The sequence below is a fragment of the Adlercreutzia sp. CNCM I-6216 genome, assembly GCF_977113345.1.
On the sequence record NZ_CDSBIE010000014.1, the window covers coordinates 32,743 to 49,439 of the forward strand.

Annotated in this window: 14 protein-coding genes, 3 tRNA genes and 1 pseudogene; 3 read left to right on the forward strand and 15 right to left on the reverse strand. The window is 63.0% G+C overall.

The window, feature by feature from the left end:
- Positions 1-66 precede the first annotated feature (66 nt).
- The 4 genes from ACYVRU_RS10685 to ACYVRU_RS10700 all read right to left on the reverse strand — a co-directional run bounded on the left by ACYVRU_RS10685 (position 67) and on the right by ACYVRU_RS10700 (position 4,485).
- Positions 67-1,665, reverse strand: coding sequence for a YfcC family protein (locus ACYVRU_RS10685; RefSeq protein WP_181815611.1), 1,599 nt, complete (start codon positions 1,663-1,665; stop codon positions 67-69).
- A gap of 117 nt (positions 1,666-1,782) precedes the next feature.
- The gene (gene argF, locus ACYVRU_RS10690; RefSeq protein WP_022739640.1) at positions 1,783-2,778 is read right to left on the reverse strand and encodes an ornithine carbamoyltransferase; all 996 of its coding nucleotides are present in this window, start codon (positions 2,776-2,778) and stop codon (positions 1,783-1,785) included.
- A gap of 98 nt (positions 2,779-2,876) precedes the next feature.
- The gene (arcA, locus tag ACYVRU_RS10695) at positions 2,877-4,100 is read right to left on the reverse strand and encodes an arginine deiminase (RefSeq protein WP_370797743.1); all 1,224 of its coding nucleotides are present in this window, start codon (positions 4,098-4,100) and stop codon (positions 2,877-2,879) included.
- A gap of 308 nt (positions 4,101-4,408) precedes the next feature.
- Positions 4,409-4,485 (reverse strand) — tRNA-Pro (locus ACYVRU_RS10700).
- Positions 4,486-4,613: 128 nt separating this feature from the next.
- Between ACYVRU_RS10700 and ACYVRU_RS10705 the strand changes: the two genes are divergently transcribed.
- Positions 4,614-5,813 (forward strand): DUF3810 domain-containing protein, encoded by a 1,200-nt coding sequence (locus ACYVRU_RS10705; RefSeq protein WP_461186149.1) that lies wholly within the window; start codon positions 4,614-4,616, stop codon positions 5,811-5,813.
- On the opposite strand, the gene cimA is transcribed toward ACYVRU_RS10705, so the two are convergent.
- On the reverse strand, positions 5,810-7,405 hold the full coding sequence (gene cimA, locus ACYVRU_RS10710) for a citramalate synthase (protein WP_461186150.1): 1,596 nt from the start codon (positions 7,403-7,405) through the stop codon (positions 5,810-5,812). The two genes, ACYVRU_RS10705 and cimA, sit on opposite strands and share 4 nt — an antisense overlap.
- A gap of 102 nt (positions 7,406-7,507) precedes the next feature.
- A complete protein-coding gene (locus tag ACYVRU_RS10715; RefSeq protein WP_455798435.1) occupies positions 7,508-8,023 on the reverse strand; it encodes a GNAT family N-acetyltransferase in 516 nt (171 codons plus the stop codon).
- Positions 8,024-8,230: 207 nt separating this feature from the next.
- On the opposite strand from ACYVRU_RS10715, the gene ACYVRU_RS10720 reads away from it, so the two are divergent.
- Positions 8,231-8,500 carry a hypothetical protein gene (locus ACYVRU_RS10720; RefSeq protein ID WP_114539678.1) on the forward strand — a complete coding sequence of 90 codons (270 nt, stop codon included), beginning with the start codon at positions 8,231-8,233 and terminating at the stop codon, positions 8,498-8,500.
- 421 nt (positions 8,501-8,921) lie between these two features.
- A tRNA-Gly gene (locus ACYVRU_RS10725) sits at positions 8,922-8,995 on the forward strand.
- Positions 8,996-9,039: 44 nt separating this feature from the next.
- Here ACYVRU_RS10725 and ACYVRU_RS10730 read toward each other — a convergent pair.
- The 9 genes and pseudogenes from ACYVRU_RS10730 to ACYVRU_RS10770 form a co-directional block, all read right to left on the reverse strand.
- A tRNA-Arg gene (locus tag ACYVRU_RS10730) sits at positions 9,040-9,115 on the reverse strand.
- 125 nt (positions 9,116-9,240) lie between these two features.
- A complete protein-coding gene (locus ACYVRU_RS10735) occupies positions 9,241-10,158 on the reverse strand; it encodes a thiamine pyrophosphate-dependent enzyme (RefSeq protein WP_455798434.1) in 918 nt (305 codons plus the stop codon).
- The gene (locus tag ACYVRU_RS10740) at positions 10,155-11,345 is read right to left on the reverse strand and encodes a transketolase C-terminal domain-containing protein (protein WP_455798433.1); all 1,191 of its coding nucleotides are present in this window, start codon (positions 11,343-11,345) and stop codon (positions 10,155-10,157) included. Before ACYVRU_RS10740 ends, ACYVRU_RS10735 begins: the two co-directional genes overlap by 4 nt.
- The gene (locus ACYVRU_RS10745; RefSeq protein ID WP_455798432.1) at positions 11,342-11,887 is read right to left on the reverse strand and encodes a 4Fe-4S dicluster domain-containing protein; all 546 of its coding nucleotides are present in this window, start codon (positions 11,885-11,887) and stop codon (positions 11,342-11,344) included. The genes ACYVRU_RS10740 and ACYVRU_RS10745 overlap by 4 nt, the downstream gene beginning before the upstream one ends.
- Complete coding sequence (locus ACYVRU_RS10750) at positions 11,871-12,542, reverse strand: 2-oxoacid:acceptor oxidoreductase family protein (RefSeq protein ID WP_161127431.1); 672 nt, start codon at positions 12,540-12,542, stop codon at positions 11,871-11,873. The genes ACYVRU_RS10745 and ACYVRU_RS10750 overlap by 17 nt, the downstream gene beginning before the upstream one ends.
- 91 nt (positions 12,543-12,633) lie before the next feature.
- Positions 12,634-13,290 (reverse strand): LysR substrate-binding domain-containing protein, encoded by a 657-nt coding sequence (locus ACYVRU_RS10755; protein ID WP_288220901.1) that lies wholly within the window; start codon positions 13,288-13,290, stop codon positions 12,634-12,636.
- A gap of 98 nt (positions 13,291-13,388) precedes the next feature.
- Entirely contained in the window at positions 13,389-14,732 is a 1,344-nt protein-coding gene (locus tag ACYVRU_RS10760; protein WP_417179821.1) for a phenylacetate--CoA ligase family protein, read from the reverse strand.
- Positions 14,733-14,991: 259 nt separating this feature from the next.
- Positions 14,992-15,786, reverse strand: coding sequence for a helix-turn-helix transcriptional regulator (locus ACYVRU_RS10765; RefSeq protein ID WP_455798431.1), 795 nt, complete (start codon positions 15,784-15,786; stop codon positions 14,992-14,994).
- Positions 15,787-16,055: 269 nt separating this feature from the next.
- Positions 16,056-16,598: pseudogene (locus ACYVRU_RS10770) on the reverse strand (amino acid kinase family protein); the annotation flags it as partial.
- Positions 16,599-16,697: the final 99 nt, after the last annotated feature.

The following is a 16,697-nucleotide window of genomic DNA, read 5'->3' on the forward strand; positions in this document are numbered from 1 at the left end:
TCCCGCTAACGGTCTCCGCAGGTCAGAACTGTGCAAGTGCACAAAACCGACCACAAGTCCGAGAAGCTACGACAGGATCACCATGGCCGCCGTGAGGATCACGATGCAAACCACACCGAGAACCACGAACAGCTTGGCGCCGAACTTGAGCCACGTGGAGTACTCCACCTTGGCAAGGGCCAGACCGCCCATGATGGCACCGGAGGTCGGCGTGAACAGGTTCACAAGGCCGTTGCCGGCGGAGTAGATCATGACCATGGTCTCCACCGAGAAGTTCAGCTGATGGGCCAGGCCGCCCAGAATCGGGATGGAGACCGTCGCCATGCCAGAGGACGACGGGATCAGGAAGGACAGCACGATGTAGAGCAGGAAGGACAAGGGCGCGAAGATGATCGCCGACATGCCCGTCAGCGCTGCGGCCGCGTTGTTCAGGATCCACATGTCAAGGCCCGTCTTGGCCATGAGCACGGTGATGGAGCGGGCGAGCGCGATGATGAGCACGACCGACATCATGTCGGCGGCGCCGTTGATGAACGCCTTCACGAAGCGGCTCTCGGACACGCCGCCGATGACGCCGATGACAAGAGCCATGAGCAGGAACCACGTGGAGGCCTCGTCGAAGTACCAGCTGCCCAGCGGCACGCCAGTCAGGAAGCTCGACCAGGCCGGGGTGACCTCCTCCTCGGCAACGGAGGTGGCCTCAACCGGAGCGGCAAGCGTCGTCGTGGTGCCGTTCGCCTCGTCGTAGGCGCTCACAAGCTCCTCGCCGGTCACGGTGGTCGTCACTTCCTGGGTGGTGGCGCCGGCATCGAAGATGGTGACGCCGAGGTCGGCCCAGGGAATGAACGAGACGATCATGATGACGAAGGTGAGCGCGAACACGATGAGCGACCACTTCTGGCGGCCGGACATCTTCGGCGTCGCGGCGGCGTCATCGTCGGCGGCCTCGGTCTCGGACTCCTTCATGCCCCACTCGTTCATCATGTCCTGCTGCTCCTGCAGCGACAGGAAGGTGGAGCCCTTGTCGGCCTTCACCTTCTTGGCGTAGCGCATCACGAAGACGATGGCGATGGCGAGCGACACGAGCCAAATGATCACGCCGAGCGCGATGATGATGCCCTGGTTCACGGACACGCCGATGCCGTTCAAAGCGTCGACGGCCACGCCGACGGCGAACGGGTTCACGGTGGAGCCCATGACGCCGACGCCGGCGCCGAGCAGCACCACGGCCGCGCCGGTCAGGCTGTCGAAGCCGGCGGCCACCATGGTGGCGGCGAGCAGCAGGTAGAAGGGCACCGTCTCCTCGCACATGCCGTAGGTGGTGCCGCCGATGGAGAAGATCGCCATCAAAATCGGGATGAGCACGAGCTCGTTGCCCTTCAGCTTGTGCACGAGGGCCGCGATGCCGGCGTCAAGGGCGCCGGTCTCGGTGACGATGCCCAGAAAGCCGCCCAGGATCATGACGAACAGGCACACGCCGATGGCGTCCTGGAAGCCGAACACGGGCGCGGTGAGCACCTGGGAAAGCGTCGCGCCCTGGACACCCTCGACGCCCGACGCGGACATGATAACAGTGACAATCGCCAGAACCACCAAGATGATGAGCAAGATGGTGAACGAGGACAGAGGCGCCCTCTTTTTCTTGCCTTTCTCTGCAGCTGCCATGGTTATCCCTCCTTAATCGAATGACTGACAAAACACGGGGGCCGTGCGGTTCCCCTCCCGACTCCGCACGGCCCCGAGGTGTCGAACTATGTGCCAGCTACCGTAGCGGTACGAAAGCTACTGCAGCGTGGCGTACATGACGGCCTTGATGGTGTGCATGCGGTTCTCGGCCTCGTCGAAGACCTTCGACTGCTTCGACTCGAACACGTCGTCTTCCACTTCCATCTCCGTCACGCCGAAGCGCTTCGCGATGTCGGCGCCGGTGGTGGTGTTGGTGTCGTGGAAGGCCGGCAGGCAGTGCAGGAAGATGGCCGTCGGCTTCGCCATGGCCATGATCTCCTTGGTCACGCGATAGGGCTGCAGCTGCTCGATGCGCTGCTGCCACACCTCGTCGGGCTCGCCCATGGACACCCACACGTCGGTGTAGATGACGTCGGCGTCCGTGGCAGCTTCCTTCACGTCCTCGGTGCACTTCACGGTGCAGCCGTTCTCGGCAGCGATACCCTCGCAGGTCTTGATGAGCTCATCGTCCATCCAGCAGTCCTTCGGGCCGCAGCCGACGAAGTTCATGCCGAGCTTGGCGCACATCACCATGAGCGAGCGGCCCATGTTGTTCTTAAGGTCGCCGAAGAAGACGAACTTCAGACCCTTGATGTCGTAGTTGAAGTTCTCCTGCACGGTGAGCGCGTCGGCGAGCATCTGGGTGGGATGCCACATGTCGGTCAGGCCGTTCCACACCGGGACGCCGGCCTTCTCGGCGAGCTCCTCCACATCGGACTGGGCGAAGCCGCGGAACTCGATGCCGTCGTAGAAGCGGCCGAGCACGCGGGCGGTGTCCTCGATGGACTCCTTCTTGCCCATCTGGGAGCTGCCCGGATCAAGGTAGGTCACGCCCATGCCGAGGTCCATGGCGCCGACCTCGAAGGCGCAGCGGGTGCGCGTGGAGGTCTTCTGGAACAAGAGAACGATGTTCTTGCCCTCGAGGTAGCGGTGCGGGGTGCCGGTGCGCTTGAGGTCCTTGAAGTTCTTGGAGAGCTTCAGCAGGTACTCGATCTGCTCGGTGGAGAAATCGAGCAGGCGGAGGTAGGACTGGCCGGAAATATTCACGGGCATAATACGTTCCTTTCAATGAGATGGCGGCCGACCGACAGGCCGGCCGCCGGGAAATTCTCAAGCAATGCGCAGCGCTTCAAGCCGCGCGATGGGTTGCCTTACAGCGCCTCGCGCCAGGCCGGCATGGACATGCAGCGCGGGCCGCCACGGCCGCGGGAGAGCTCCGCGGACGGCATGACCAGGCAGTTGATGCCGTTCTTGTACAGCACGTCGTTGGTGACGTTGTTGCGCTGGTACACCACCACGGTGCCGGGGCGGATGCACAGGGTGTTGGAGCCGTCGTTCCACTGCTCGCGCTCGGCCGCGATGCGGTCGCCGCCGCCGCAGGGGATGAGCGTGACCTTCTCGCCGACGTACTCGGAGAGCACGGACTCCAGATCCTCGTTGCGCTCGCGGATCTTGGTGCCACCCTTGCCGTCCGGGGTGATCTCGAAGACGGTCAGCGGGCCCATGATGCCGGGATGGATGGTGAACTTGTCGCGGTCGATCTGCGTGAACACGGTATCGAGGTGCATGAAGGCGCGGGATACCGGGATGTTGAACGCCAGGATGGTGTCGATCGGGCTCGTCTCGTCGTTGAAGATGTTGTGAGCGATGTGATCGATGGCGTCGGGCTCGGTGCGCTGGGAGATGCCGATGGCCAGCACGTGCTCGTTGATGTTCAGGATGTCGCCGCCCTCGATGTGGAAGGTATCGTTGCGGCTGTAATACTCGGGGGTACCCACGAAATCGGGGTGATTCTTGAAGATGTAATCGCCGTAGATGGTCTCGCGGTTGCGCGTCTGGCTGTACATGCGGTTGATGGACACGCCGTTGCCGATCATCGCGAACGGGTCGCGGGTGAAGTACAGGTTCGGCATCGGGGCGCACACGAGCTTGCAGCGATCGGACACCATGTCGACGAGCAGGTGCGTGTCCTTCTGCGGCAGCTCCTGCAGGTTGATGCCGGCCATGGTCTTCATGACCATGTCCTTGGTGTTCGGGTAGTTGCTCTCGATATAGTCGGTGATGATGTCGTGGTACATGTCGGTGCGGATGCCCGCCTCGTAGATCCACTGATCGAGGAACTGGCGGCGCAGCTCGGGCTTGGCGTCCAGGACCTCGGCCATGAGGTCCTCCAGGTACACGACCTCGACACCCTCGTCGCGAAGGATCTTCGCGAAGGCGTCATGCTCTTCCTGGGCCACGGGAAGGAACGGGATGTCGTCGAACAGCAGCTCTTCCAAGGTGTTCGGGGTGAGGTTCAGCAGCTCGTCGCCGGGGCGGTGAAGGATGACCTTCTTGAGATTGCCGATCTCGCTTTTGACGTTTACTCCTTGCATAGAAGCTCTCCTATCCTAGATCGGATACAGATAGAAACGTGCCAGCCACACAAGACTTCTCGCGGCTTCGGGAGCTTCGCTTCCCCAAGTCGTATCAAGGCCCGTTGTGTTTGACATCGCCTACTGTCCCACAACTTGTGGGTCGCTCCAGGTGCCCGGGGCTTTGGTTGTCTCAGCGCAAACGAGACGTTCCCTATTTGTCACTTCCAATTCGGCCAACTGCTCTTTATTTTCGGTGAGCTTTTTGGTAAGGGAGAGACGAGCCCTGTCAAACGCGATTGCTCGACAGGGCTCGCAGCTTAGATTCATGGTCGGGACGACAGGATTCGAACCTGCGACATCCTGCTCCCAAAGCAGGCGCGCTACCAGACTGCGCCACGTCCCGAAAATAGCTTGAAAAGTATAGCAGAACCCTCGTTGCCGAGCAAAAGCGCAGGATTTTTGCGGAAACAAAATCATTACCATATGAGTCTTCTTTTGCCTGCCCCCTCGCGTATCTGCATAATAGCGCTTATGGAGAAAACACCGACATACCGGCTGAAGCGGCTTTGGCTTTTGCTGCCCGGCGCGGCAGCACTGTTGCTGACGTGGGCGGCGAGTGCGAATCTGTCGCTCACCGAGACGTGGTTCTCGCGGGGCATCTACCCGTGGTTGTCATCGGCGTGGGGGTTTCTGCCGTCGCTGGCGCCGTTCTCGGTGGCGCAGTGGATCGTGGTGGCGGCACTCGCGTTCTGCGTCGGATGGCTCGTCTTCTACCTCGTGGCCTTCGTACGTGGACGCGGTCGGCGACGGTTCGTGGCGTGGCGCGCGGTCGCCACAATGCTCGCCGTGCTATCGGTGGCCTACTGCATCTTCGCCCTCATGTGCGGGCTGAACTATTACCGCCACACCTTCGCCGAGGACGCCGGGTTCGAGCTGAGGGAATCTTCCACCGCAGAGCTGACAGCGCTGTGCGAGAACCTGGCCGCTAACATGAACGAGACGCGTGCCGAGGTAACTGCGGCAGCCGGCGCGACCAAGGAATCGGAGCCGAATGGCGGCGACGCGACGACGGGCGCCGAAGGTACCGCCCGAACCGATGCCGATGCGGCCGCGATTCCCGACGAGTACGCCGAATCCCGCGGCGGCTTCTGGACCTACTCCCACGAGACCGTCGCGAACATGGAGGCCCTGGCCGAGCGCTATCCGGCGCTCGCCCGTCCGCTGTACTCCCCTCCCAAGCCCGTGCTCTTCTCGGAGCTGATGAGCTACGCCGACATCGCCGGCATGTACTTCCCCTTCACCGTGGAGTCGAACATCAACACCGACGGGCCGTTCTTCACCATCCCCGCCACCATGGGGCACGAGATGGCCCACCAATGCGGCTTCATGCGCGAAGACGAAGCGAACTTCATCGGGTACCTCGCCTGCAAGGACGCAAGTGACCCGCTGACACGCTACAGCGGCTACTCGCTCGCCTACGACTACGCGCTCTCGGCGCTCATCAAGGCCGATCGTGATGCGGCCGTGGCCGTGAACGACGGGCTGTCGGAAGAAGTGAAGGCCGACCGCCGCGCGCGCTCGGAATACTTGAAACAATTCGAAGGCCCCGTGGCCGAGGCCTCCAACGCCGCCAACAACGCCTATCTGAAGGCAAACCAACAGCAAGACGGCACCCGCAGCTACGGCCGCATGGTAGACCTCCTCCTCGCCGAGGCACGACAGGAGGGCTAGGCGCGCACGCGGGCGCGGAAAAGGCCGTATTCCAGGGAATCGACGAGCGCGTTCCAAGAGGCCTCGATGACGTTTTCCGAGACGCCCACGGTGCCCCAGGTATCAACGCCGTCGGTGGCGGTGATGGTCACCCGTGTGATAGCGTCGGTGCCCTGGGACTCGTCGAGCAGGCGCACCTTGTAGTCCGTAAGCTCCATGGCCGCCACCTGCGGGTACGACTCCAGGATGGCCATGCGCAGCGCGGCGTCGAGCGCGCCCACGGGGCCGGCGCTCTCGCCCGTGGCCACGAAGCGCCCCTCCCCCACGTGAATCTTCACCGTGGCCTCGGACAGCGCGTCTTTGGCCAGGGCTCCCGTGTCCTCGCGGTCGTCCACGATGACGCGGAAGCTCTCCAGGGTGAAGGCGGGCGCGTACAGCCCCAGATGGCGCATGAGCAGAAGCCCCAACGAGCCATCGGCCACCTCGTAGGTGAACCCGGCCGCCTCCCGCGCCTTGATGTCGTCGAGCACGGCCTGCACGTTCACGCCGGCCGCTGCCAGGTCGAACCCGAGGTTTTTCGCCTTCGCGAGCAGCGAGGCCTTCCCCGCCAGCTCGCTCACCACCGTGCGGCTCGCGTTGCCCACCGCCGCCGGGCTCACGTGCTCGTAGGCAGCGGGAAACCGCGCAATGGCGCTCGCGTGCAGGCCACCCTTGTGGGCGAAGGCCGAAGAGCCGGTGTAGGGATGGTGCGCCGGCACCGACACGTTGCAGAGCTCGGCCACGTACTGGGCCACGGACGTGAGCTGGGTGAGGCTGTGGCCTCCCACACAGCGCGCGCCCATTTTCAGCTCCAGATCGGCGATGACCGTGAGCAGGTCGGTGTTGCCCACGCGCTCGCCGATGCCGTTCACGGTACCCTGCACCTGCGTGGCGCCGGCGCGCACGGCCGCGAGCGTGTTGGCCACCGCGCAACCGGAGTCGTTGTGGCAGTGGATGCCGAAAGCCTGGCTCGGGAAGGCAGCGACTGTGGCTGCGACGATCTGTTCCACCTCGAAGGGTAGCGCGCCGCCGTTGGTCTCGCAAAGATCTACCGAGTCGGCGCCCGCCTCCACGGCCGCCCCCACGCAGGCCAGGGCATAGTCGCGGTTCGCTTTGAAGCCGTCGAAGTAGTGCTCGGCATCGAACACCACATGCCGGCCAGCCGCCTTCAAGTGGGCCACCGACTCGCCGATCATGCGCAGGTTCTCTTCGAGCGTCGTTTGCAGCGCGCGCTCCACCTGGGCGTCCCACGTCTTCCCGACGATAGTGGCGACCGGCGCCCCGCACGCGATGAGGTCGGCCAACCCGGGGTCCTCGGCAGCGGCGACGCCCTTCTTGCAGGTGGAACCGAAGGCCGCGATTTGGGCGTGCTTCAAATCCATAGCCGCCACTTCGCGGAAGAAGGCCACGTCCTTGGGGTTCGACGCAGGGAAGCCGCCCTCGATGTAGTCGATGCCGAACTCGTCGAGACGCCGCACGATGGCGAGCTTGTCGGCCAGCGAGAGCGTGATGCCCTCGCATTGCTCCCCATCGCGCAAGGTGGAGTCGTAGGTGTAGATGCGCGTTGCGGTCATAGGTGCCTCCCGAGTCTCTGGTCGGGTGCCATTATAGCGCCCGCAAAGTCATCCGCACGCTTTCACCTTCCCGATACAGTTGAGGCCCCCGTTTTCGACCACCTAACCTAGAACCTTCTCGAAGGCGATGCGCGGGGCGCCGGCCTCGGGGCCTTCCGTCAGCGTGATGTCGCCGCATGGGATGAAGCCGAACTTCTCCACCGCCCGGCGCATGGGAGCGTTGTCGGCATGGGTGTCGATGCGCACGGAAACCATGCCGTCGGCAGCCGCCTTTTCGCAGGCAAAGGCGAAGAGCTTTCCAATGATGCCGCGACCCCGACAGACCGGATCCACGGCGCAGCGGTGCACCGTGGCGTAGGGGCCGTCGGTCAGCCACTCCCCTTCCAGGGTCTCATAGGCGGCCTCGGGCTCATCGGCGTAGCAGAACACGGCCACCACGCGTCCCTCGTCCATGGCGACGTAGGCAGCACCTGCCGCCACGTCGGCCTCCCAGGTGCCCCGGTCGGGATAGCCGCACTGCCACTGATCGATACCCATAGCGGCCATGTTAGCCCGGGCCTGCTCGGTGATAGCGACCACGGCATCCACGTGCCCTGGTTGCGCAACAACGATGTCCATGAGCACCTCTTCTCTCGTTTTTGACAACTCCCGTGATTTTCTGCCCATTGTATCGCCTCTCTTCCCTAGCTCGCGTAACGGTTTGGGCAAGGAGGGGGTCGGGGCGCTTGGAGCGGAGGCGCCGCGACGTACAATCGCCGCGGGAAGCGCGTCCGAAATCGGCGAGAGTCGGACAGACTGCTGAGGTACACCCGACAGGAGGTCGCCATGAAGCTCGTTCCCGTGAAGCAGGCCCAAGCCAAGTTCTTCAACGCCCCGGCTGACAAGGGGCTGAAGTCGCTCACTCTGGCGACGTTCAAGAAGGACCGCTCCCTCATCCTCGAGCGCGATGGAGAGGGCTGGTTCCTCGTCGAGGACGGCTTCGAGAAGAGCCGCTCTCCCCTGCCGCCGGGCGCTGCCGGCAAGCGCCTGCTGAGGGAGGCCTTCAAGCGCGAGTTCCCCCGCAGCGCCAACGCCTATTTGGCAGAGGTTCGCTAACGCTGGCGCCCCGCTCAGTCGCCGAAGCACCCCGAAAATGCACGAGATCTCGAGTTATAAGCGTCCAATCCCGCCGATGAAGACCCGCGTTCCGAAAAGCTATCGAGAAATGCCTGCTCAGCGAATTGGAGCCGATTTGCATGCCTTCAGTTCCGAGTCATTCGCACCCTCGGGACGCTTACAACTCGCGATCTCGTGCATTTTCAGGCAGTTCGTCGCCCCAAGTTCCAAACCTCCGGATATCGACACCGGTTCGCGACACCCGATCCTCCAAAGGCAGTCGCGCGGATCCGATACCAGCTCCAGAAAAGGCCGCCCTTCGGTGTTGCCGCACGATTGCCATGCGTGGACCGCTTAATGGATTATTCATCGGATTTGAGACGAAAGCCTTGAGGATTGGGGTATAATCCCCTCTGCCTCTGCGGGTGTAGTTCAATGGTAGAACTCCAGCCTTCCAAGCTGATAACGCGGGTTCGATTCCCGTCACCCGCTCCAGAAATGCCACGGCCCCGTCACTGCGACGGGGCCGTTTTCTTTTCTGGTGCGCCCAGTAGGAATCGAACCTACAACCTACGGATTAGAAGTCCGTTGCTCTATCCGTTGAGCCATGGGCGCTTAACGTTCGCCGGGGTCGCCCGGTCGCAAGCCATTATAGCGCATCTTCTCGCGCGGCAAACCTCGGAGATGAACCCGCGCCCTCAGCGTTCGAAAGCGCCGCTATTCGCAGGGGCAGCCCTTCCCTACCCCCACGTCTCGCGCATGTAGGCCCAGCGCTCGTCGCGGGCGCGCTCGATGAGGGCGAGGTCGGCTTCGTCGTCGGCGGAGAAGCGGCCCTGGCGGCGCAGGTAGGGCTCGATGGGTTTGAACTGCTTGGGGTCGCGGTTCAGGCGGAACGTGCCGCCGGGCGTCCCCGTGAGCGCCGGGCCCTCATACTCGGCGAGGTACCACAGGCCCGTATCCACGATCTCCTTCGCCACGTCTACCATGTCGGCCGAAGGGAAGCCCCAGCCCACGGGACACGGTGCCATCACGTGGATGAAACGGGTGCCCTTGATATCGCGCGCTCGTTCCACTTTCTTGATGAAGTCGTTCAGATACCCCACCGAGGCCGTGGCCGCGTAGGGGATGCGGTGGGCCGCCACGATGTCGAACAGGCTCTTCTTCTGCGTGAGACAACCGTGCTCGCGCTTTCCGGCCGGTGTGGTCGTGGTGGAGGCGCCGAAGGGGGTGAGGCTCGACTTCTGGATACCCGTGTTCATGTAGGCCTCGTTGTCGTAGCAGATGTAGAGCACGTCGTCGTTGCGGTCGATAGCGCCGGAGAGCGCCTGCAGGCCGATGTCCGCCGTGCCGCCGTCGCCGGCGAAACCCACTACGATGACGTCCTCGGGCGCCGCCCCCTGGGCACGCAGGCCCGCCTCGATGCCCGAGAGCACCGCCGCCGTGGCCGCAAAGGGCGTGATCATCGCGTTGTTGCCGAAGGCCAGCTGCGGGAAGTTGAAGCCGGTGGCGCTCATGCAGCCGGCGGGCAGCGCCGCCACCGCATGGGGGCCGAGCACCTTGAGCGCCTGGCGCACGGCCAGGGCGCCTCCGCAGCCGGGGCACGCCTTGTGCCCATAGAAGAACTCCTCGTCGGTAATGGTGCGCGCGTTCACCGTCATCGCTGCTCCTCCTCTCCCTCTTCGATGCCGAGGAAGACGACCTCACCCGAGGCGCCCTCCCCCGCTGCCAGCGCTTCCAGGCGCGCGAAGGCGCCGCGCATGGCCTCGCGGCTGATGTCGTCGCCGCCGAGGCCGCCGATGAAGTTCGCGCTCGGTCGCGCAACGCCCGCACGGGCGAGCGATGCCAGCACATTCGCGTACACGGTGCCGGTGCCGCCGAAGGAGATGTCCTGCTCCAGCACGCCCACGGCGCCCGCGCCGGCCAGCGCTCGGGCGAGCGCGGCATCGGGCATCGGCCGCAGATAGCGGATGCGCAGCACGCCGGCCCGCTTGCCCTGCGCCCGCAGCTCGTCGGCTACATCGCGGGCAAGGCCGGCCGCCGAGCCCAGCGTGACGAGCACGAAATCGGCGTCCTCGCAAAGGTAGGCGTCCACCATGCCGGGGTAGGTGCGACCGAACACCTCGGCAAAGCGCGCCTCCACCTCTTCCACCACCGCCTCGGCGGCCAGCATGTCGCGGTGGTGCCAGTACTGGTAGTAGCGATTGAACTCAGGCCCCGCCGAGTAGCCAATGTTCACGGGGTTCTCGAAATCGAACTTGTTGGCCGTGCGGTAGGGAGGCAGGAAGGCGTCGGCCTCAGCGGCGGCGGGCACCTCCACCGACTCGTAGGTGTGGGTGAGCGCGAAGCCGTCCACGTTCACCATCACCGGCAGGCTCACCCGGGGATCCTCCGCCACGGCATAGGCCATGAGCGCCAGATCGAGCGCCTCCTGGTTGTTCTCGGCATACACCTGGATCCAGCCATGATCGAGCAGCGACAGCGAGTCGCGCTGGTCGCCGTAGATGTTCCAAGGCAACGCGAGGGCCCGGTTCGCGTTCATCATCACAATGGGAAACCGGCCGCCCGAGGCGTAGGTGAGGCACTCGGCCATGTAGAGCAGCCCCTGGGACGAGGTGGCCGTGAACGTGCGCGCACCCGTAGCGGACGCGCCGATGGCGGCGGAGAGCGCCGTGTGCTCGCTTTCCACGTGCAGGTACTCGCAGGCGAGGCTGCCGTCCTCGACCATGGAGGCGAGCGCCTCCACGACCGTGGTCTGGGGCGTGATGGGATAGGCGGAGATCACCTGGGGCCGGGCGAGCCGCACCCCCTCGGCGAAGGCCTCGTTGCCGGAAAGGAACTTCCTCATGCTAAGCCTCCCTTCCCAGTGGGGGTTTCGGGAATCTCGATTCGCTCAGACAGTCCTCGCTTTGGGGAACAGGACATTGAGTCCTGTTCCCGTCGCTGCGGAACTCGCTCGGTCGAGACACCCGAAACCCCGGCAACGCCACTCGAGGGCGAGGTCTCATCCAGGGTCTCGGCCGTCTCAGCCGCCCCTTCGTTCTCGCCGGCGCGCTCGTCCACCATGGCGATGCAAGGCACGGGGCATACCTTCGCGCACACGCCGCAGCCCTTGCAGAAATCGTAGTCGACGACGACGGCCACGCACACTCCCTCGTCGTCGCGCACCTTCGCGATGGTGCCGTCGGGACAGTACATATAGCAGTTAAGGCAGAGCGTGCACTGCTCGGCATCGATGACGGGCCGCACGCTGCGCCACCCAGCGTTCACCGAGGTGAGGTGCCCCGCCTCAAAGCAGGTGGAGCGGGCGAACTGGCTCGGACGCGCGGCGAGTCCTTCGCGCAACGTGGGCGTGAAGGGGCGGCGGCTCTGACTAGCAATCGCGGACATCGAAATCCCTCCCCTCTCCCTCGACGAGCATCTCGGCGGCCAGCGAGAACATAGCGTCCTTCTCGGAAAGCACGGCGGTCACATCCGTCGCCGCCTGCTCGGCGGCCACCAGGTCGCGCGTGGCGGCGATCTCGCGGGAGGCCACCTCGGCGAAGGCGGCATCCACGATGCGTAAGTTCTTCGCGTGCAGCTTCTCGGGCATGGTGGCACAGATGCCGGCATGGATGTCCTCGATGGTCACGGCCGCCGTGAGCGCGGGAATGGCCCCGAGAAACACCGTGTTGGGAATGGGGCGGCCGAGCACGGCAGCGGAAATGCCATCGGCGTCGATTCCCAGAATGCGCGGGTCGTCAAGGGCCCGCTTCGTGTTCAGCAGCATGAGGCCGCCGGGGGCGAGCTCGTCCTCCCAGCCGTCTTCCACGAGCGTCTCGTCCAAATAGATGACGAACGCGGCCCGATGCACGGCGCTGCGGTCGCCAATGGGAGCGGTGTCGATCTTCGTGAACGCCCGCATGGGGGCGCCGCGCCGCTCGGGGCCGAAAGTGGGGAACGCCAGCGCATAGGCGCCTGCCGACAGCGCTGCGGCCGCCCCCAGGCACCGGGCCGCCGTAAAGGCCCCCTGCCCACCCCGGGCATGCCAAATGAATTCCAACATAGTGGTTCCTTACGTGAAATAAAAAGGGACGGGTCTCTCACCCGTCCCTTCATTATACCTGCGATTGCCCCACCGGCAGCATTGCTACTCCCTATCGATTGGCATACAGGTCGAGGCTGCGCTTCAGGTGGCTTACGAAGCGCTCGCCCATGACGGAGAGCTCGCGGTTGTCGGCGGTCACGTAACCCAGATGCAGCTTGAGGTCGGTCTCAAGCGGGATGGTGGTGAGCGCGCTGCCGTCGGTGATGCCCACGAGGATGCCGCTCGTCACGGTGTAGCCGTTGATGGCCATGATGAGCTCGGTGAGCGAGGCGCGGTCGGTGCAGGCCACCTTCTTGGCGCGCGGCACCTGCGAAAGGGCCTCCTCAAAGAAGGCGATGGGGGCGTCCTCCCCCTGATCGAAGTATACGTAGGGGAAGTCGGCCAGCTGCTCGAGGGTAAGGCTCTTCGCGTTCACGAAGGGGTGGCTTGACGGCAGGGCCACGAGCGGCGCGGAGACGGCCAGCTCGTGGAAGGCGAGGCCCGCCTCGGCCAGCGCCTCGTTCAGGGCGCTTTCCGTCTCGGAGGTCTGCATGATGACGCCCAGCTCGGCGGCCCCGGAGGCCACGTCGTCGATGACGCCCTGGGTCGTGCGGTCCAAAAGCGCGTAGGAGAAGGCGTCGCCGCCGGCCGCCAGGATGGTGTGGGCGAAGGACTGCACGTCGAACAAGTAGTGCTGCCCGGAAATGGCGAAGTCGTAAGAGGTCATGTAGGTTCCCTTCTTCGGTGGGATCTCTTCAAATGGAATGATACCCGATGGTCGAGCGAAATAGCCGCGCCCGACCATCGGCTTGCACGTTCGTTGCCCTACTTCGCGCTGCCGCGCTCGTCGATGAAGCGGCTCGCCTTGTGCTCGGAGGACGTGCCGAGCTTGCCGGCGTCGTAGACGATGACGCGGGCCGGCTTCACGCCGGTGTGGGCCTTCAGCGCCGCCGTCACGCGGGCGGCCACGGCGTCGAAGGGTTCGTCGGAGCCCTGGGCGCGCTCCACGGACACCTCGTAGCGGGTGGAGAAGTTCTCGTCGTACACGCGGATGAGGTACTCGCCGGTGAGCCCCTTCTCGGCGCGCACCACGTACTCCACGTCGGAGGGGAACACGTTCACGGCGCCCACGATGAACATCTCGTCCTTGCGGCCGGTGATGTGGATGCGGCCCAAGGTGCGGCCGCACTCGCACTTCTCGGTGGAGAAGTAGCCGATATCTCCCGTGCGGAAGCGGATCATGGGGCGGGCCTTCTTCATGAGCGTGGTGTACACGAGCTCGCCCACGCTGCCCGGCTCGAGCACCTCGCCGGTGACCGGATCCACCGTTTCCACGAGGATCTGGTCCTCCACGATGTGCAGACCGTCCTTCGCCTCGCACATGGCCGCGCAGGCGCCGTAGATGTCGGAGAGCCCAAAGAAGTCGACCACCTTCGCGTCCCACAGCTCCTCGATGGCCTCGCGGGTGCTCTGGATGGAGCCGCCCGGCTCGCCGGCCACGATGATGGTGTGGATAGAGAAGTCGGTACGCGGGTCGAGGCCCTTCTCCTTGATCTTCTCGCCGAGCGTCCAGGCGTATGACGGTGACGTCCAGATGACCGTGGGCTGGTACTGCTGCAGCACGAAGATGAGGCGGTCGGAAGGCACCGCGCCCACCCAGATGGCGAGCGCGCCCAGGCGCTGGGCGCCGATGACGTCGGGGCCGCCCACGTACAGGGCGAAGTTCAAACCGTGCACGTAGCGGTCGGTCGGGCGCATGCCGGCCTGCCAGAACAGGCGCGCCTCGGTGTCCTGCCACAAATCGAAGTCCTCTTGGGTGAACGGGCTTACCGTGGGAACGCCCGTGGAGCCAGACGAGGTGGCCATGAAGATGACGTCCTCCTCGGGCACCGAGCACATCTCGCCGAAAAACGTTCCCACATGCTGGGTCTCGCGCTCGGTTTTCTTATCGATGAAAGGGAACTTCTCCAGGTCCTTCAGGGTTTTGATGTCGGAGGGCGCCACACCGGCCTCGTCGAAAGAGCGCTTGTAGTACACCGTGTTGTCGTAGGCGTACTGGACCATCTCCTGCAAACGCTCGAGCTGCATCTGCTCCAGCTCGGGACGCGGCATGCACTCGATCTCGGGATCGTAGTACTTCTGGTCGTAGGGAATGTTCTTCTTCGCCATCACTGCTCCTTGCTCGCAGGTATCGGGGGTTGTTTCGGTAAGCCAGTATGAAACCAGAACCCCACTCCCGAAGCAAGCCGAATCGGCATACGGAAAGCGTAAAGCCCGCCATCGCCGATTTCGATGACGGGCTTTACCTGGGGAAATACTATTTAATAGAAGGATTTAAGCTCCTAACGGCCACCAAGCCGCTACACATCCCTTTGTTTCGCAAAATCAATGAAATATCACTAGAAAGCTCTGCGTAATTCGATAGTCCTCATGTTATATCGCTATCGCTCTTTGAATTATCATTATTTTTCAGAGCTCGGTTGAACGCTGCAAAAAACTGCATTCCATTCGATACATGCATCTTGCGATAAATGCTAGCGACATGATGCTTGAGAGTGTTCTTGCTAATACTTAGGCTATCGGCAATTTCCGCGCGAGACATACCTTTAACTAAAAGACTGCACACTTCCCACTCGCGTTGGGAAAGAGAGTAAGTTGCAATTATGCTATCGACATTGCAGTCCATCATAAAGCGATTCACACCATTGGGATAGGCGAGCCTGAAACGATTGCAGAGATGCTCATTGACCTCATTCAGTATGCGCATCTCCTCATCGGAAAAATTTCCCTGCTCTTTTGCGCGCATTAAGGAAATCGTCCCAAAAAGTATACCGTCTGTGGCAATGCACGCAGTCGCTGTATAAAAAATGCCCATGCGGCTTTCCCATTCCTGATGAATGCGCGATTGCTCAATTACTTCCGGAGGCACTAAATCCGTTGATCGAACCGTTGCTGGTATCCCCTGATTATAAAACCACGAAAGATAGTCAATGGTGTGATAGTAATCCGCGTAAAGAGCCGTGGTTTCTTCGTCAGTGTCCATACTTTGATAATTGAAAGCCGCCTTGAATCGATCGGATTGATCGTTAAGGGCTGTATACGAATGATCAAAAGGAATAATTTCGCGTAAGCCCTCGCAGCAGCTAATCAGCAAATCTTCCACAGGAGTAGTATATATTCCGATGATTATTTCATTTTGCTTCCTTCGAACGTCATCATCCATGTGCAACACCTCATTTGCGATTCGCTAACTCTCTTGTATTAATTGCATTCTCCTGTGTTCGTCGGTCTTTGCAGAGAAAACACCCTTGCGAACTCTCTGCAATCGCTATGGGCACCGTGCGCCTTTTGCCACGATAATGCGGTGATGAAAAGGGCTTATATCCTCCATTTACAATACCGCAAAGGCTCCATCAAACTTAATGAAGCCTTTGCCTGCAGTAAGAAAACGCGATGCCAACATGGACTACTTTCACATCACCCAAGCTTTGACTAGGCGACGATGACGGTACCCGTCTCGCCGCGAAGGCCGGCGGCCGCGCACTCCAGCGAGGTGATGAGGGCCTTGCCCTCGGGGTACTTCTCGACGTAGTCGATGCAGGCCTCCACCTTGGGCAGCATGGAGCCGGGGGCGAACTGGCCCTGGGCGATGTACTCGCGGGCCTGGGACACGGTCATCTCGGAGATCTGCTCCTGCTCCGGCGTGTTGAAGTTGACGCACACCTTCTCCACGGCGGTGAGGATCACGAGCATGTCGGCGTTAAGCTCCGAGGCCATCAGCGCGCTCGAGCGGTCCTTGTCGATGACCGCGGGCGTGCCCACGTAGCCGCCCTTAGTCTCGAAGACCGGCACCCCGCCGCCGCCGGTGGACACGACCACGTAGCCGTCCTCCACCAAATCGCGCACGGCGTCGAACTCGACGATGCGCCTGGGGATCGGGGAGGCGACCACCTGGCGCCAGCCGCGGCCGGCGTCCTCCTTCACGGTGATGTTCATGGCCTCGGCCTTGGCCTTGGCGGTCTCCTCGTCCATGAAGGTACTGTCAATAATCTTGCGCAAATTCCAGCAGGCGACCGCCAGCCGTCGGCATGATCACTCGTCCAGCAGCGACACGTCCAGATACCTCCTCGACCC

What these genes read in the sequence shown, in the direction of transcription:
- ACYVRU_RS10685 (WP_181815611.1), bottom strand. Translation starts at nt 1,665, where the DNA reads ATGGCAGCTGCAGAGAAAGGCAAGAAAAAGAGGGCGCCTCTGTCCTCG.
- argF (WP_022739640.1), bottom strand. Translation starts at nt 2,778, where the DNA reads ATGCCCGTGAATATTTCCGGCCAGTCCTACCTCCGCCTGCTCGATTTC.
- arcA (WP_370797743.1), bottom strand. Translation starts at nt 4,100, where the DNA reads ATGCAAGGAGTAAACGTCAAAAGCGAGATCGGCAATCTCAAGAAGGTC.
- ACYVRU_RS10705 (WP_461186149.1), top strand. Translation starts at nt 4,614, where the DNA reads ATGGAGAAAACACCGACATACCGGCTGAAGCGGCTTTGGCTTTTGCTG.
- cimA (WP_461186150.1), bottom strand. Translation starts at nt 7,405, where the DNA reads ATGACCGCAACGCGCATCTACACCTACGACTCCACCTTGCGCGATGGG.
- ACYVRU_RS10715 (WP_455798435.1), bottom strand. Translation starts at nt 8,023, where the DNA reads ATGGACATCGTTGTTGCGCAACCAGGGCACGTGGATGCCGTGGTCGCT.
- ACYVRU_RS10720 (WP_114539678.1), top strand. Translation starts at nt 8,231, where the DNA reads ATGAAGCTCGTTCCCGTGAAGCAGGCCCAAGCCAAGTTCTTCAACGCC.
- ACYVRU_RS10735 (WP_455798434.1), bottom strand. Translation starts at nt 10,158, where the DNA reads ATGACGGTGAACGCGCGCACCATTACCGACGAGGAGTTCTTCTATGGG.
- ACYVRU_RS10740 (WP_455798433.1), bottom strand. Translation starts at nt 11,345, where the DNA reads ATGAGGAAGTTCCTTTCCGGCAACGAGGCCTTCGCCGAGGGGGTGCGG.
- ACYVRU_RS10745 (WP_455798432.1), bottom strand. Translation starts at nt 11,887, where the DNA reads ATGTCCGCGATTGCTAGTCAGAGCCGCCGCCCCTTCACGCCCACGTTG.
- ACYVRU_RS10750 (WP_161127431.1), bottom strand. Translation starts at nt 12,542, where the DNA reads ATGTTGGAATTCATTTGGCATGCCCGGGGTGGGCAGGGGGCCTTTACG.
- ACYVRU_RS10755 (WP_288220901.1), bottom strand. Translation starts at nt 13,290, where the DNA reads ATGACCTCTTACGACTTCGCCATTTCCGGGCAGCACTACTTGTTCGAC.
- ACYVRU_RS10760 (WP_417179821.1), bottom strand. Translation starts at nt 14,732, where the DNA reads ATGGCGAAGAAGAACATTCCCTACGACCAGAAGTACTACGATCCCGAG.
- ACYVRU_RS10765 (WP_455798431.1), bottom strand. Translation starts at nt 15,786, where the DNA reads ATGGATGATGACGTTCGAAGGAAGCAAAATGAAATAATCATCGGAATA.